The organism is Sulfurimonas sp., assembly GCF_041563035.1.
In the GTDB taxonomy this organism is placed as follows: domain Bacteria; phylum Campylobacterota; class Campylobacteria; order Campylobacterales; family Sulfurimonadaceae; genus Sulfurimonas.
On the sequence record NZ_JBFFNS010000036.1, the window covers coordinates 1 to 15,093 of the forward strand.

The window sequence follows — 15,093 nt, forward strand, 5'->3', positions numbered from 1 at the left end:
AAACTCTATGTTTTTACACCACTGTATCGAAGCTGGATTGACATCTGTTATTATCAATGTAAAACATATCATTCCTATAAATAAAATAAGTAAAGAAGATCAAGAAATATGTGATGACTTGATTTTCAACCGTAAACCAAAGGGAGAGGCTCTGTTTAACTTCATAGAGCACTTTAGTACTAAAGAAGCGATAGACACTAACGTAGAAGATGCAGCTTATCTGGCGATGAGTGATGAAGAAAAAATAGCCAAACTTCTTATGGATGGAGATAAAGAGAGAATGATTCCTCTTGTTGAAGAGGCTCGCAAAACAATAGCACCTGAGAAAATCGTAAATGAGATTCTTATAGATGCCATGAAGGTTGTCGGTGAGCTTTTTGGCTCCGGTCAGATGCAGCTGCCATTTGTTCTTCAAAGTGCTGAGACTATGAAAAAGACTGTTGATCACTTAAACCCATACTTACCAAAAGTTGAAAAAACTGTAGATACGACTCTTGCACTGGGAACTGTAAAAGGTGATGTTCACGATGTTGGTAAAAACCTTGTAGATATCATACTATCAAACAACGGTTTTAAAGTTCAAAACCTTGGTATCAAAGTTGAACTGGAAGATTTTATACAAGCTACAAAAGATGGTCATATCTCTGCATTTGGTATGAGCGGACTCTTGGTTAAATCGACTCAGGTAATGCAAGAAAACCTCAAGGCTCTAAAAGCTGAGGGTATAGATATTCCTGTTTTACTTGGGGGAGCCGCTCTTACTCGTACTTTCATAGATGACTTCTGCCGTCCTTTTTATGATGGTCCTATTTTCTACTGTAAGGATGCCTTTGACGGTGTTACAGCGATGAGCCGTATTGAAGCAAAAAACTTTGACACAGATCTTCACGGAAAAGATAGTGAAGAGAAAGTTGAAAAAGAAAAAAAAGAAATCATTATCCCGCCATTTAAAGAACTTAAGATGCCATCTCGTGATGTTAAAGTTCCGACTCCTCCATTTTGGGGTAGACGTGAGATGAAACTTACAACTACACAGATTGAAATGGCATTTGAGTGGATTAACCATAAGATACTTTTTAAATCTCGTTGGGGTTACAGCTCTAAAGGTATGACAAAAGAGCAATACCAAAAACAGGTTGATGAAGTTATCATGCCTGCGTATGAAAAACTAAAGGCTCAATTTTTGGATGAGAAACTTTTTGAGCCGACTATTATCTATGGTTATTGGCCATGTAGAAGTGATGACAACACTCTTCTTATCTTTGATGAGACTGAGGGTTATAACTCGGCTGATGAAGTTAACACTGAGCATCTGGAACATGTTATGGGAAGAGCAATCAAGCAGTTTACTTTCCCAAGACAAAGAAAAGCACCGCACCGTGCATTGAGTGACTTTTTTCATAACGATAGACATGATGTTATAGCACTAACATGTGTTAGTGCTGGTGGTAAACTGAGTGATGCAGAACGCCTTATCTACGATGAGGGCAACTATACTGAGTATTATCAGTTTCATGGACTTGGAGTTGAGTTAGCTGAGGCGTTAGCAGAAATAGCTCACAAACAGATCAGACTTGACCTGAACATTTCAGAAGGCGAAGGAAGTAAACTAAGTGATGTTCAGATGAATAAGTATCAGGGAAGCAGATACTCGTTTGGTTACGCAGCTTGTCCAGACTTAGAACTAAACCGTCCTCTATTTGATTTGCTTAAACCTGAAGAGTTTGGGATTGAACTTAGTGAGACTTTCCAGATTCATCCGGAACAATCAACAAGTGCATTGGTTGTTTACCATCCAAACGCAACTTATTACAACGTATAAGTAAAAGAGAGAGGCAAGTGTCTCGAGCTTGAGTCTCTCTTTTAAGGCTAGATTCTACTTTTAAATAGTGTGGAAAAAATGTAAGCCCCCTATTTACGCACGTCTCCGATAGCTAAGAGCTTCTAAAATATGACTCTTTTGTATATCTTTGCTTGCATCCAAATCAGCAATGGTACGCCCTACTTTTTGAATCTTTTTTATACTTCTAAAAGATAATGAAAATCTACTTACAGCCATATCTAAAACATCTTTAGCATCGCTTTCTAAAACACAAAACTTCTCAACCTCTGCATCGCTGAGTTTGGCATTGAAACTATCCTGCCCTCTTTTTTTAGAAAATATATGAGCCTCTACAACTTTACGGTGCAGCTCTTTTGACGTGAAACTAGCTTTATCATCAGCTTTGACATTTTGCATCACTACATTCATATCTACTCTATCTAAGAACGGATCTGAGAGTCTGTTTTTATATCTTTGTATTTCCATCTCATTGCATCTACACTCCAGATGCTCATTTAAAAGATTTCCGCATGGACATGGGTTCATAGCTCCAATGAAAAGAAAATCACTTGGATACTCTACTTTAGAGTTTACTCTAGAGATCCTGATGCGGTTATCCTGCATCGGCTCTCTAAGTGCTTCAAGTATGTTTTTGGAAAAGTGAGGCAGTTCATCGAAAAACAAGATGCCATTATGCGCCAAACCGACCTCACCTATCATCGCTTTATGAGAACCGCCTCCAAACACGCTGGCGAGGGTAGACGAGTGGTGAGGTGAACGCATGTTCCTATGAGGTTTAAACTCCGGTTCGACCAGTTCTAAAGCCTGAAGTTTGGCGACATCTAGTATCTCGTCTGATTTCATAGGCGGCAGTATATATCTAAGTCTTTTTGCTATCATACTTTTACCACATCCAGGAGAGCCTTCAAAGAGAATATTATGAAATCCAGCCGATGATATCAGTGCAGCTCTTTTCGCTACCTCTTGCCCCTTTACATCGCTGAAATCTTCATCATAATCATTTACATAGTAATACTTCTCTCCCTTGATCTCATAATGTGGATATGCGATATCTGTCTGCTCTATACTCGGAGTAACACTCTCTTGGTTTTTAAGCACTTCTATTGCATCTTGAAGATTTTTTACACCGTAAAACTCTATGCCGGGAATCTTAGATAGTTTATGCAGACTCTCATATGGAACGATAGCTTTAGAGATTACTTTTTGGTTTGCCAAAGATAACATAAGCGGATAGAGTTGGATGTTTTCTTTTACATTTCCGTCAAGACCAAGCTCACCAAAAACGAACCACTCACTCAGATCATCTTCCAAAGAGTCAAGCGCAACCAAAAGAGCTATACTCAGATCAAACTGACTGCCCTCTTTTTTCAAGTCACTCGGAGCAAGGTTTATCGTGATGCGTTTTGGAGGAAAAGAAAACTCGTTACTTAAAAGTGCAGACTTCACACGCTCTTTCGCTTCGGTAATAGACGCAGATGCAATCCCTACAATTGAGAAAGAGGGAAGCCCCTTTGTAAGCGTAGACTCAACATGCACAACCTTAGCATCTATACCTTCGTATGTAGCGCAGGAGACTTTTTTCATGATAGTTTTCCTTTAAAAATCTAACGGGCTTATAACTTTAGCCTTATTCATCTCTGAGACAACATGTGTGTATATCATGGTTGTCTCAACACTTTTATGACCTAGCAGCTCCTGAATACTTCGTAAATCTATGCCCGCTTGTAGCAGATGCGTTGCATAACTATGTCTAAATATATGTGAAGTTACACGTTTGTTAAGGTTTGCTTTTTGAGATGCTACTTTTATATTTCTTCCTAAAGTTTGTGGCATAACATAATGTCGCCTCTTCTCTTTTGTTCTTGGATCAGTTGAAATACTTTTCATAGGAAATAAGAATTGCCACTTTGTTTCAAACTTTGCATGTGGATATTTTTTCTCTAAAGCATATGGTATAAAAACACTTCCGTAACCATCTTCTAAATCTCTTACATGCAAGTTATTTACTACTGCCACTTGTTCTAAAAGTTTTGCTTTTAGTTTCTGAGGTAATGGCACAGTTCTATCTTTTAAAGATTTTGAATCCCATACATATATCTTGTTGAATCCAAAGTCTATATCTTTCAAACGTAAATTTAATACTTCATTCATACGAAGCCCACAGCCGTACATTAGATGAACTAATAAACTATACTCAAATGGAATATTTTGCAAAACTAAATTAACTTCATCTTTAGTTAGCACAACTGGTATATGTTTTCTCTCTTGTGCCCTCAGGGCTTGAATATTCCACTTTGTTACATCTACTCCTAAAACTTCTTTATATAAGAATAAAATGGCACTAAAAGCTTGGTTTTGAGTTGTTGGAGAAACATTGTTTGATGTAGCTAACTTTGTTAAGTATGCTTCTATTTCCTCCTTTCCCATATCTATAGGATGTTTTTTACGATGAAATAAAATATAATGCTTTATCCAATGCACATAAGTTCTCTCTGTTGAATAACTGTAGTGTTTAAACCTAATCTTGTCTCGAACCAAATCCAATAGCTTTTTTTTAACTTCCAACTTCAATCCTTTACTTAAGTATCATTGTGAGTGTTATGTAATATATTTACAATTTAACACTCATTTGAGGCTGTTATTTGTCTATAAAATATTTAACCGTCATCTTTTCTTTAAGAATAATATGGCGTATTTAATAAAAAAGTGAAAAAAATTGCATTTTGTCATATTTTTTAATAAATTTATATTTTTAACAATCATTTTATCTAATGGTTAATTATATTTATTAAGGTTATTTTATATACAATGATGTTGAATAAATAGTTATGTAATAAAAGGTTAATATGAATATTTATGAAAAACTAGGAAGTATGGTAGTGTCTTTTCAAGATTTAGAACATGCTATAGAAATGCTTATTTTTTCAAGCATGACAAGTGAATTACGTCAGATAGAAATTATAATGAGTCTTATTTCTTTCAAATCTAAAGTTAACATTATGAATGCATTACTTTTGGAACTTCACACTGCTGATGACGAACTTGACTCAAGCAATATACATCATATACTTGCAGATATTAAAAAAAGTTGTCACACATCTGAACAAAGAAGAAACCAATTAGTTCATTCGAAGTGGGCATATAGCTTTAAAAATGCACCAGATCTTATGTTAAGAATAAAAGATTCAGCAACATCTAAAAAAGGTTATTCTTATTCTATTGAAGACATGAATACAAGTCAACTTGAAGAAGATATTGAATTTATTAATAAAACAACAGAACGTGTCCATAAACTTAGAAATGATTTATCATTGAAATTTAGAAGAACTCATGGACTTGATGGATTATCAAATATTTTTACACACAAATCTTTAACAAATTTTATTAATGATTCGTTTTTAGAAAAGCACAATGCTAATAATGATTTACATAACAAAACGCAGGAGCCAATATGAACCCGCAAACGAGTTCATATTGCTCTCCTTGAACGTTATAGTAAAGGAAATATACATATGGATTACAAAATATCATTACCAATAAAACTTGCTTATGATTTAGCAGTTAAATTTATTTTATGGGTGAAAAAAAATCAAACTAAGGAAAATGGTGAAATTAAAATATCAAAAGTACTTCACCAAGGAAAACTTTTTACTTGCTCTAAGGAGTATGTGAAAAACAGTTTAACAATTGAAGAAATACCAGAGTTTTTGTTAAAATTAGCAGAACAAAATATTGATTTAAAATATAGGAATAATGGTAGTTTTGCCAAACACGATAAATTACTAAACAATGATAAAATTAAAATTTTAATTAATAATACAAGAATATCAACATTCTTTGTTTTTTCAGATGGAGATAAAGTGTTACTACATAATAGAGAAAAAACACATAACGATTTATCAATATTAGAAAATGATAAGTATGATATGTTTGGAGCAGTTAGTTTTGAAAATTCAACTATAAAACTAAAGATAAAAGATAATGATTTTTTTAAATCAAAAATAGTTAATATAGAATGTATTCCAGGTTTTGCTTTTGAGGATACAATAGAACCAAATGATAATTTACTAGGTAGACAAACTGTAATAATGATTGGATTAATTTTATACTTAAGTCCTGAAGATTTTGATAAGGCTGAATCTACAAATACATCAATAGTTGAGAAGTTTAATTTAGAAAATATTCCAAATGAAAAACTATTAACATCTAAAGCGAATTTAGGAATCAATTATTTAATTAACAAATAAGACTATAACAAAACATAGGAACTAATAAGTTACCTAACGGTCACTTATTAGCTCTATTCAACCGTTATATACACAGGAGAACATTCAAATGAAAAAAATATTTTTAGCTTTAGTCATAATAGTAATTGTATTTGTAGCAACATTTTTTCTAAACTCTGATTTTAAAAACCTAGTCATTAATGTTGGGGCTTCCACAAGCAAACAAGAAGTATTACATCAACTTGGAAAAGATGCTCCTCCAGTAATGCACGTAACACATAGAATTCCATCATTTGAAAAAAATGATAAAACAATACTTAATAATTATGAATTAATGATTATAAATACTAATAATCAAAATTCTATTTATGAACTTAAAATAAAAAATAATAAGTTTTCTCATTCTATTGAAACAAATATATATGTTGCTAGTCATGAAACAAAAAAAATTCCTTTTAGCATATATATACCTATTAAACTAAATACAAATTCAAGAGGTATAGAAGGACTTGAAATTAATGTTATTGATAAAAACAATCCTACATTAATTGCAAAAGAAAATGTTGGATTTATACTAAAAAGTATATAACAACTACGAGGAGACCAATAATTTACCCTAGCGGGAAAATTATTGCTCACGACAAACGTTAGACAGCAAGGTAATAAGATGAATCCAACAAGGATTGAACCACCATTTAAATGCATCTTTTGTAATAGTAATGAAAACACATTTACATCATTAGAACATATAGTACCTCATTCATTAGGTAATAATGTTCTTGTTATGGAAAAAGGTTGGGTATGCGATACATGTAATAATATCTGCTCAGCTTTTGAGTCTAGAGTAATTAATCATTCTCTGTTTGGAGCAGAACGGGCGATGCTTGGAGTTATTACAAAAAAAGGTAAACCTGCTAGATCAAAATATGGAAAACTACATTGGAATGCCGAACCATCTATGGAAAAAAATGTTATTTCTATAGATAAAAAAGAACTAAACAAAGCTCCTATTTTTTCCAATAAAATAATTATTCCTGTACATGACAAATACAATTATGACGTAGCAAAATTACTTCTTAAAATTGGTGTTGAAATATTATCTAAGGCTTACTACAAGGAGTCCTTTTTAATAAATAAACTAAGTGAAGCAAAAAAACATATTATTAAAGATGATAGTGCTATATGGCCTTATTTTGTTATTAGAAATAACAAAATTCACGAGCATATTATAAGCATTTTTGAATCCTTTCCAGAGAAGCATAAATACATTACTTCATTAGGTATAGATATATTTTTACAAGATGTAGATGATGACATAATTTTATTCTTTTTTTATGGTAATTTCAAAGTAGGTATATCTTTAACATCAAGAGCAATCAACTGGTTACAAGTTTTAGATTATTGGAGAATAGCTTACGTAGGATGTCCAATTGAGTTTAAGAACTATAGTAGTGTCTAACAAGTACGAGGAACGCAATAATTTACCCTACGGGAAAATTATCGCTCACGACAAACGTTATCCGCTCACTGCGTGACCGGATAATCGTCATGTAGGTGGTTGGCTAGAATATAATGGTAAAAAGTACGAATAACATATAACAAAATATCTAACACTTCGCTCTATCTGCCTTTGAGACGTTTATCATTCTTCTTTTATACGTTCAAATAAAAATGGTAAAATATAATTATGAACATATATATGAGGTTTAACAAGTGAGCATATTTGCCCTACAATCACCAGCGAGTGGTTTTTTAGATGAAGATCTAAAACGCTTTAATAAAGAGTTTGATGACTGGTGTGTTCAGTTTGAGAGCTTTGAAGATGCTAATATTATTGCACAAAGTCTTGACAAAAAAAGAACTGCAGATGTTATTGAGATTACACCTCTTAGTTACCCGAAGTATTTTTTTCACACTCTAAAAGGAATCATCCTCACAACAAGACAAATCGAGGATAAGATAATATGCATTATTGAGCCACATATGGGTCAAAACTTTCGCATTGCAGTGTGTGATTTAACTACAAAAAATGTAAGGATTACAAATACCAGCTATAGAAATGTACTGAGCGTAGAAGGTGCATTTGCACATTTTGAGATATAGAAAATGAGGTATATATGACAGTTAAACAATGGTTAAGCACAATCATAACTTACATTTCCATACCCGTAACTCTGTTGGTTTGTGGATGGGATTTAGGTTGGTGGCAAGCGTGGGTCTTTTTTGTGCTCATCGTTGCATCCGGCATAGGTGGACGCATATGGGCAGAACATAGACATCCGGGTATTCTGGCTGAACGGTTCAATATTAAGGCTCAAAATGTAAAGTCTTGGGATAGAGTGACTGCCCCATTGATGGCAATAAGCCTATCATTTCCACTTACCATAGTAGCAGGTCTCGACCACAGTTTTGCATGGTCTCCACACTTTCCCGTCTGGACAAATCTGCTCGGCTTTGTTCTCATCACATTTGGATACGCCTTCGCCTCATGGGCCTTGATTGAGAACCGTTTCTTTTCCAGTTTTGTGCGTATCCAAAAAGAGAGAGGACATGAAGTGTGCAGTAGTGGTCCTTACAAAATCGTACGGCATCCGGGCTACGCCGGAAATGTTTTAGCACTTCCTGGAATTGTTCTTGCCTTAGGTTCGGTATGGACATTGATTCCGGTGGTCATAGCCATAATGATTAGCGTGATAAGAACGGAATTAGAAGACAGAACTCTTCAAGAAGAGCTCAATGGGTATAAAGAGTATGCACAACAGGTACGATATAGATTGATCCCTGGGATATATTAAAAAGATTCTAACTAAAATCGAAGTGTTCTAAATGGTTTTTCAAATGCTCTTCTAATGCTAACTTATACTCGTTAAGAAAATACGCTACTATTTCGTCTTTATCGTTAACCAAGTCTTGTGCTGACTCAACTGAAGATGCAGCCATCCATGCATTAAATCTTGCAGCACCATAGGTAAACGAGGCGCTTACCTCACCTTGAGTCACTTCATTACTTAGTTGCTCATTTGCAAGTGCTATGTGTGCATCAGCTCTTTGTAAAAATCCGTTATTTGTATCACTCATGATTATTTCCTCTATATATTATTTAGAACTCTTTTTCTCTTTTTGCATTCTTTTGTACTCTTTTTCAAACTTCTTTCTTCTTGCATATGAAAGCTTATCTATAAAAAGAATCCCATTTAAGTGATCTATCTCATGCTGAATAGCTACACTTAGCAGTCCATCAGCTTCCAAAGTTTTTGTGTTTGCATCTCTGTCTTGAAAGTTAACAGTAATATTTTCAAATCTTGTTATATCTTCATAAAAAGTAGGAACACTTAAACAACCCTCTTGGTAAATAATCTCACCATCTTTTTTAGTGATAATTGGGTTTATCATCTCTATAAGGTTTTCTATAGGCTGTTCACCGTCTTCTTCTGGAATGTTTAATATCAGTGCCTGCTTAGGATGAGCAACTTGGATAGCCGCAAGACCGATTCCATTAGTCTTAACCATAACCGGATACATCGCATCTAAAAGATCGTGCAACTCTTTATCAAATTTTTCGACTTTTTTTGACTTTTCTCTAAGCCTTTTGTCTGGATATTCTACTATACTTAAATTCATCTATATATATTTACTCTTGTGTTGATTGTGCTGATCTATTTCTTTGTGAAACTGCAAAATCTATTTTCTTATCACTATACGCTTTTTCGATTCCATCCATAGCACTAACTACAATTTCTTCTACTGAATAGAGGGTTGCAATGTCAGTAATACCAATAGATATTTTTAGCTGTATTTCACGATCTGCCAAGAAAAAGTTAGAATTAGAAACTAAGTCACATAGTCTCTCACTAGCTTTTAGTGCGCTTGGTATATCCGTATGTTTTAGAAGCATTGCAAAAACACCATTACCATAATGAGCAACAGTATCACTTCTTCTTGATGTTTTAAGGAGAAGTCTTGCTATTGTTCTTGTCATAAGAGTTATAGCTTTTTCGTTGTTCACGCTATCTTTTAACTCACGTGAGAGTTCTATCATGATAAGCGAGCTTTTGTGTTTGAACTCAGTAATAAGTTCTACTTCCTGCTCTATTTTAGTCAATAAATAACGTTTATTATAAACACCATATTTATTATCAAAGATAGTTTCATTCTCTACATTCTTAACTATTTTAGCAGTATCATCATACAAAGTTTTCATCTGAATACTCTGCTTTTTCAAAATGGCATTTAGCTTTGAAACATCCCCTTCTAAAGATGCAGCTATCCCGGCAGCAGCTTGAATATCGCTATTTTCTTGAAGTTCTTTTTTTCTTTTATCTAAAATTTTTGTCATAAGTGCCATATTTTTGTAAAGGTTGGCAGTAACACTTAAAATGCTTTTTACAGATGTAAAACCTTTTTTGAGACTCTGTTCAAGCATGATAGTGTTTTCATCATCATTACTCTCTTCGAGTTCAAGCATAGATTGTATCTGTTTACGAAGGTTCTCACTCTTGTCCTCTAAAAGTCTATCAAAATAGAGTGAGAAGTTGTTTGGAGTAGGTGGCAAGTTATCTGTTATAAGCGCACTTAATACCTCTTTTGAGTATATTTCTAAATCACTAGTAGGCTCATCCATATCTAACGCTGCAACCGTTGGTTCATGCGTTGCACTGACATCACGACGATTTCTACTTCTTAAAGATCCTGCCATCTTATCCCCTTACTCTTTATCGTTTTTGACTAAAACCTCATCAATCATTCCATACTCCATAGCTTCTTTTGCGCTCATAAAGTTATCACGATCGGTATCTTTTTCTACTCTCTTAACACTCTGCCCAGTATTTTTTGCCAAAATACCGTTAAGCTCTGCTTTCATACGAAGTATCTCTTCTGCTTGAATAGCTATATCTGTTGCTTGACCTTGAGCACCACCTAAAGGTTGGTGTATCATGATACGAGCATGAGGAAGAGCATATCTCTTACCCTTCTCACCAGATGAAAGTAAAAATGCACCCATAGATGCGGCTTGTCCTATACATATTGTAGCAATATGTGGACGAATATAGTTCATAGTATCAAAAATAGCCATTCCTGCAGTAACAACTCCACCAGGAGAGTTTATGTAGAAATAGATGTCTTTCTCTGGATCTTCTGCTTCAAGAAATAGCATTTGTGCAACAATTGAAGAAGCAACTGAATCGTTAACTTCTCCACTTAGCATAATTATTCTATCTTTTAAAAGACGAGAGTAGATATCATAAGAACGTTCACCACGACCTGTCTTTTCTACTACATAAGGAATATAACTCATACTTACGCTTCTTTTATCTTTGAGTTAAGAAGCTGGCTAAGAACTTTGTCTTCTACCATTGACATCTGAACTGCAGGAAGATAACCAGCATCTTTATACTGCTCATATGCTTTTTGAGGGTCTTGACCCATTTGCATTGCTTCGTAGTAGATAGTTTGCATAACTTCTTGCTCTTCAACTTTTACGTTTTCAGCAGCAGCTAGTGCATCGATGATAAAAGTAGCTTTTACACTTCTCTGTGCATCTTCACGTAAACTATCACGAAGTTCTTCTAGTTTATCAGAATTTTCACGAAGCTCATTAATCTCATCTTCGCTCATGCTTTGAGCTTTTTTGTTAAGAGCCATATCGATCTCTTGATCTACAACAAATTCTGGAAGGTCAAAGTTGATACCGGCAACAAAAGTCTCAAGTAGTGCCGGCTTTAACTCGTCATTGTAAAGTTTAGATAACTCTTCGTTTTCCATTTGAAGTTTAACTTGTTTTGTAAGTTCTTCTAAAGTTGCATCTTCTTGACCTGGAAGCATTTTTTTAGCTAATTCATCATCGATTGCTACTTCATCTTTAACTTTAATACCGTTAACTTTTACTTTGAAAGAAGCAGCCTTACCAGCTAACTCTTTACCACCGTAGTTTTCTGGGAAAGTTACGTCTATTACAACTTCTTCATCTCTTTTTACACCGATAAGTTGATCTTCAAAACCTGGGATAAACTGACCTGAACCTAAACGTAGTTCAAAGTTTTCAGCAGTACCGCCTTCAAAAACAACACCGTCAACAGAACCTTCAAAATCGATAACAGCAGTATCGCCATCTTTCATTTTACGGTTTCTTGTGATATCTTTTAGAGGAGCTTGTGCTTCTGCTAATTCTTTAATTCTTTTTTCAACATCAGCGTCAGTTACAACAGGCTTATCAAAGTCTTTAATCATTGAAGCATAATCACCAAGTTCTATAACTGGTCTCATAGCAACTTTTACAGCTACTTCAATTTTGTCATCAGATTTATCAAATTTAGAAATGTTTGGCTCACCGATTAGTGAATCATTTGCAATATTTAATTCTTCTAAACCTTTAGCAAGAACTTCACGAAGAGCTTCAGCTTCAGCATCTTGAACAAGTCTTTCACCATATTGTTTTTTAACAACAGCTACAGGTACTTTACCTTTACGAAAACCTTGAATACTTGCAGTTTTTGCCAGTTCCTTAGCAATTTTCTCTAAGTTAGCATCAATAACTTCTCTTAAAATTGTCGCCTCTATAGTAGCGTTAGCACCATCTATTTTATTTGATTTGATTTCCATCAATTTCCTTTTCTTATATCTATAGTCGTTTTTTTAACTATTATTTTGGGTAATAATATCTAAAATCTGCTTTTAATTAGCTTTTGCAAAGTTTTGGTTTAAAGTTTAAAATCAAAAACCACACAACCGCTACATCTATCATCACATCAGCAAAGTTAAACACTGCAAAGTCAAACCCACAGTGCCAGTAAACCATATCCACAACTCCGCCGTGAATAAACCTATCATATACATTTGAAAAAGCACCTCCAAGCATTAAGCCTGCCGGAAATGCAAAACATATTTTTTTTAGAGTTATGATATAAATTAGTATTGCACTAACTAAAATCAGCTGGATATACTTTAACCACTCATCTAAAAAAGCCAGCATAGAAAATGCCACACCTTTGTTATACACCAAAATCAGATCTATACAATCAGTGTAATAGCGAAAGCCATCCACAAAGAGCATCTTAATATTTTGATCAACAATAAAAATACCCGCCATCGTGAAGAACATAATGGCACTCAGTCGTAATGTAGCGTTAGGCATTTAAAGCTTTTTGAAAAAATTCTACCATGTCATCCATGTTTGCATTCATATCTTTAGCATTTTTAGCCTCAAGTAAAACTCTCAGTTTATTCTCTGTTCCGGAATATCTTATTAGGTGACGAATATTGTTTGCATCTAGATTTTTAAGCTTAGCATCTAGACCATCAATCTTATCAAGTGGCAGTTTAGTCTTTATATTTATATTTACAAGTTTTTGAGGATAGAGACTAAACGGACGTAGAGCCACAGAGGCTTTCGTTTTTGTATTTATCAAAAGTGCCAAAGTTTGAAGAGCACTTACAAGACCGTCTCCCGTTTTGGCGAAGTCATTTACTATAACATGACCGCTCTGCTCTCCACCGAAGTTAATGCCCTCTTTCTTCATTATCTCTAAAACATTTTTATCACCAACGTCTGAGCGAAACAGTTTAAGATCTTTTGAAGTCATAAAATCTTCAAGACCTTTATTGCTCATAACAGTAGAAACAATTCCTCCACCTTTTAATACACCTCTGTCATTCATATATGAACCTAGAGCTCCTAAAAGTTGATCTCCGTCTACTATTTCACCATTTTCATCTGCTACTACAAGCCTGTCAGCGTCTCCGTCTAGTGCAATTCCAAGATCTGCTCTGTACTTAACAACACTCTCACAAAGGTCTTTTGTATGAAGTGCGCCACATCCTTCATTTATATTAAATCCATCAGGTTTGTTGTGAAGGACTACTACATCGGCACCAAGCTCTTCTAATACAGTCGGTCCGACTATATATCCTGCTCCGTTTGCCGCATCTAGTACGATTCTCATTCCACTAAGTGAAAGTTCTCTTGGAAAAGAGTTTTTAAGAGCAACAATATATCGACCTATTACATCATCTATTCTTTTTGCTTTACCAATATTTTTTGCCGTAACCTGGGCTTCTTGAAGTCTTTCATCATCAGCATAAATCGCTTCTATCTCAGCTTCAACTTCGTGAGAAAGTTTATCTCCATGTCCATCAAAGAACTTAATTCCGTTATCTTCGTATGAATTGTGAGATGCACTAATCATAATACCTGCATCGCATCTCATATTTTCCGTAATAAAAGCTATAGCAGGAGTTGGCATTGGACCAATTTCTATTACATCATAACCAATTGCAGTAAGACCACTTACAATTGCATTTTCAATCATATAACCGCTTCTTCGAGTATCTTTTCCAATTAAAATTCTATTAGTTGTCGAGTGAGCTTTAAAATATATCCCGGCAGCCATTGCAATTTTCATCGCTAAAGGTGCACTTAAAAAAGAGCCAGCTTCGCCTCTAACTCCATCTGTTCCAAATAATTTCATTATAATTCCATAATATTAAAGTGCTGTATTTTAACATAATTAATCAATAAAGTTGAAATTATTACAATTTACCTTGTCTTTAACTTAAATTTAATTATCTTTAAGCTAGAATTGCGCACTAAAAAATTAATGAGAAGGACTCATGCATGGCAAATCACAAGTCATCTATTAAGAGAATTCGCCAAACTATCGTTCGTACAGAGCGTAATCGTTTTTACAGAACTCGTCTTAAGAACATCGTAAAAGGTGTACACACTGCAGTAGAAGCAGGAAATAAAGAAGAAGCAGCTGCAGCATTTAAAGTTGCTAACAAACAAATTCACAAATTTGTAAGCAAAGGTATCTTAAAAAAAGAAACTGCTGCTAGAAAAGTTAGTCGTCTACAAAAATCTGTAAACGCTATATAATTAGAGCATAAAATTATGCTTGCTGATAAACTTACTCCGTTTATCAACCGTTATAATGAACTTAGCGAAATGCTGAGTTCACCTGACATAACTTCTGACATCAAAAGAATGACAGAACTCTCAAAAGAACAATCTTCACTTTTACCAATCGT

The 15,093-nt window shown here is 34.3% G+C and carries 17 protein-coding genes and 1 pseudogene; 9 read left to right on the forward strand and 9 right to left on the reverse strand.

The features are described from left to right. A partial coding sequence (locus ABZC13_RS13630; RefSeq protein WP_373005056.1) for a vitamin B12 dependent-methionine synthase activation domain-containing protein occupies positions 1-1,822 on the forward strand: 1,822 nt, incomplete at its 5' end. Positions 1,823-1,915: 93 nt separating this feature from the next. Here ABZC13_RS13630 and ABZC13_RS13635 read toward each other — a convergent pair. Both ABZC13_RS13635 and ABZC13_RS13640 read right to left on the reverse strand, forming a co-directional pair. Further along, positions 1,916-3,427, reverse strand: a complete 1,512-nt coding sequence (locus ABZC13_RS13635; protein ID WP_373005059.1) for a YifB family Mg chelatase-like AAA ATPase — start codon at positions 3,425-3,427, stop codon at positions 1,916-1,918. Positions 3,428-3,439: 12 nt separating this feature from the next. After that, a complete protein-coding gene (locus tag ABZC13_RS13640; RefSeq protein ID WP_373005062.1) occupies positions 3,440-4,408 on the reverse strand; it encodes an integron integrase in 969 nt (322 codons plus the stop codon). Between the two features lie 434 nt (positions 4,409-4,842). On the opposite strand from ABZC13_RS13640, the gene ABZC13_RS13645 reads away from it, so the two are divergent. The 6 genes from ABZC13_RS13645 (at position 4,843) to ABZC13_RS13670 (ending at position 8,864) form a co-directional block, all read left to right on the forward strand. After that, positions 4,843-5,298 (forward strand): hypothetical protein, encoded by a 456-nt coding sequence (locus tag ABZC13_RS13645; RefSeq protein ID WP_373005065.1) that lies wholly within the window; start codon positions 4,843-4,845, stop codon positions 5,296-5,298. Positions 5,299-5,355: 57 nt separating this feature from the next. Then, on the forward strand, positions 5,356-6,090 hold the full coding sequence (locus ABZC13_RS13650) for a hypothetical protein (protein WP_373005068.1): 735 nt from the start codon (positions 5,356-5,358) through the stop codon (positions 6,088-6,090). An 88-nt stretch (positions 6,091-6,178) separates the two neighbouring features. After that, entirely contained in the window at positions 6,179-6,658 is a 480-nt protein-coding gene (locus ABZC13_RS13655) for a FixG Ig-like domain-containing protein (protein WP_373005072.1), read from the forward strand. Positions 6,659-6,736: 78 nt separating this feature from the next. After that, on the forward strand, positions 6,737-7,528 hold the full coding sequence (locus ABZC13_RS13660; RefSeq protein ID WP_373005075.1) for an HNH endonuclease: 792 nt from the start codon (positions 6,737-6,739) through the stop codon (positions 7,526-7,528). A 254-nt stretch (positions 7,529-7,782) separates the two neighbouring features. After that, positions 7,783-8,172 carry a hypothetical protein gene (locus ABZC13_RS13665; protein ID WP_373005078.1) on the forward strand — a complete coding sequence of 130 codons (390 nt, stop codon included), beginning with the start codon at positions 7,783-7,785 and terminating at the stop codon, positions 8,170-8,172. Positions 8,173-8,423: 251 nt separating this feature from the next. Further along, complete coding sequence (locus ABZC13_RS13670; protein ID WP_373005105.1) at positions 8,424-8,864, forward strand: isoprenylcysteine carboxylmethyltransferase family protein; 441 nt, start codon at positions 8,424-8,426, stop codon at positions 8,862-8,864. A 7-nt stretch (positions 8,865-8,871) separates the two neighbouring features. On the opposite strand, the gene ABZC13_RS13675 is transcribed toward ABZC13_RS13670, so the two are convergent. From ABZC13_RS13675 to glmM, 7 genes are all read right to left on the reverse strand, one after another. Next, positions 8,872-9,147 carry a DUF3144 domain-containing protein gene (locus ABZC13_RS13675; RefSeq protein ID WP_373005081.1) on the reverse strand — a complete coding sequence of 92 codons (276 nt, stop codon included), beginning with the start codon at positions 9,145-9,147 and terminating at the stop codon, positions 8,872-8,874. A gap of 18 nt (positions 9,148-9,165) precedes the next feature. After that, a complete protein-coding gene (gene def / locus ABZC13_RS13680; RefSeq protein ID WP_373005084.1) occupies positions 9,166-9,690 on the reverse strand; it encodes a peptide deformylase in 525 nt (174 codons plus the stop codon). A 10-nt stretch (positions 9,691-9,700) separates the two neighbouring features. Continuing rightward, complete coding sequence (locus ABZC13_RS13685; RefSeq protein WP_373005087.1) at positions 9,701-10,765, reverse strand: GGDEF domain-containing protein; 1,065 nt, start codon at positions 10,763-10,765, stop codon at positions 9,701-9,703. Positions 10,766-10,774: 9 nt separating this feature from the next. Beyond that, positions 10,775-11,365 carry an ATP-dependent Clp endopeptidase proteolytic subunit ClpP gene (gene clpP / locus ABZC13_RS13690; protein ID WP_373005090.1) on the reverse strand — a complete coding sequence of 197 codons (591 nt, stop codon included), beginning with the start codon at positions 11,363-11,365 and terminating at the stop codon, positions 10,775-10,777. A gap of 2 nt (positions 11,366-11,367) precedes the next feature. Further along, the gene (tig, locus tag ABZC13_RS13695; protein WP_373005093.1) at positions 11,368-12,669 is read right to left on the reverse strand and encodes a trigger factor; all 1,302 of its coding nucleotides are present in this window, start codon (positions 12,667-12,669) and stop codon (positions 11,368-11,370) included. 76 nt (positions 12,670-12,745) lie between these two features. Further along, positions 12,746-13,201 carry a signal peptidase II gene (lspA, locus tag ABZC13_RS13700; protein WP_373005096.1) on the reverse strand — a complete coding sequence of 152 codons (456 nt, stop codon included), beginning with the start codon at positions 13,199-13,201 and terminating at the stop codon, positions 12,746-12,748. Next, a complete protein-coding gene (glmM, locus tag ABZC13_RS13705; protein ID WP_373005100.1) occupies positions 13,194-14,534 on the reverse strand; it encodes a phosphoglucosamine mutase in 1,341 nt (446 codons plus the stop codon). Before glmM ends, lspA begins: the two co-directional genes overlap by 8 nt. 146 nt (positions 14,535-14,680) lie before the next feature. Between glmM and rpsT the strand changes: the two genes are divergently transcribed. Further along, positions 14,681-14,941 carry a 30S ribosomal protein S20 gene (rpsT, locus tag ABZC13_RS13710; protein ID WP_373005103.1) on the forward strand — a complete coding sequence of 87 codons (261 nt, stop codon included), beginning with the start codon at positions 14,681-14,683 and terminating at the stop codon, positions 14,939-14,941. 15 nt (positions 14,942-14,956) lie between these two features. Then, positions 14,957-15,093, forward strand: a pseudogene (locus tag ABZC13_RS13715) (peptide chain release factor 1); the annotation flags it as partial.

Bases quoted from the DNA above. Each gene is read 5' to 3' on its own strand.
- ABZC13_RS13635 (WP_373005059.1), bottom strand. From the start codon at position 3,427: ATGAAAAAAGTCTCCTGCGCTACATACGAAGGTATAGATGCTAAGGTT.
- ABZC13_RS13645 (WP_373005065.1), top strand. From the start codon at position 4,843: ATGAATGCATTACTTTTGGAACTTCACACTGCTGATGACGAACTTGAC.
- ABZC13_RS13650 (WP_373005068.1), top strand. From the start codon at position 5,356: ATGGATTACAAAATATCATTACCAATAAAACTTGCTTATGATTTAGCA.
- ABZC13_RS13655 (WP_373005072.1), top strand. From the start codon at position 6,179: ATGAAAAAAATATTTTTAGCTTTAGTCATAATAGTAATTGTATTTGTA.
- ABZC13_RS13660 (WP_373005075.1), top strand. From the start codon at position 6,737: ATGAATCCAACAAGGATTGAACCACCATTTAAATGCATCTTTTGTAAT.
- ABZC13_RS13670 (WP_373005105.1), top strand. From the start codon at position 8,424: ATGGCAATAAGCCTATCATTTCCACTTACCATAGTAGCAGGTCTCGAC.
- ABZC13_RS13675 (WP_373005081.1), bottom strand. From the start codon at position 9,147: ATGAGTGATACAAATAACGGATTTTTACAAAGAGCTGATGCACACATA.
- def (WP_373005084.1), bottom strand. From the start codon at position 9,690: ATGAATTTAAGTATAGTAGAATATCCAGACAAAAGGCTTAGAGAAAAG.
- ABZC13_RS13685 (WP_373005087.1), bottom strand. From the start codon at position 10,765: ATGGCAGGATCTTTAAGAAGTAGAAATCGTCGTGATGTCAGTGCAACG.
- clpP (WP_373005090.1), bottom strand. From the start codon at position 11,365: ATGAGTTATATTCCTTATGTAGTAGAAAAGACAGGTCGTGGTGAACGT.
- tig (WP_373005093.1), bottom strand. From the start codon at position 12,669: ATGGAAATCAAATCAAATAAAATAGATGGTGCTAACGCTACTATAGAG.
- lspA (WP_373005096.1), bottom strand. From the start codon at position 13,201: ATGCCTAACGCTACATTACGACTGAGTGCCATTATGTTCTTCACGATG.
- glmM (WP_373005100.1), bottom strand. From the start codon at position 14,534: ATGAAATTATTTGGAACAGATGGAGTTAGAGGCGAAGCTGGCTCTTTT.
- rpsT (WP_373005103.1), top strand. From the start codon at position 14,681: ATGGCAAATCACAAGTCATCTATTAAGAGAATTCGCCAAACTATCGTT.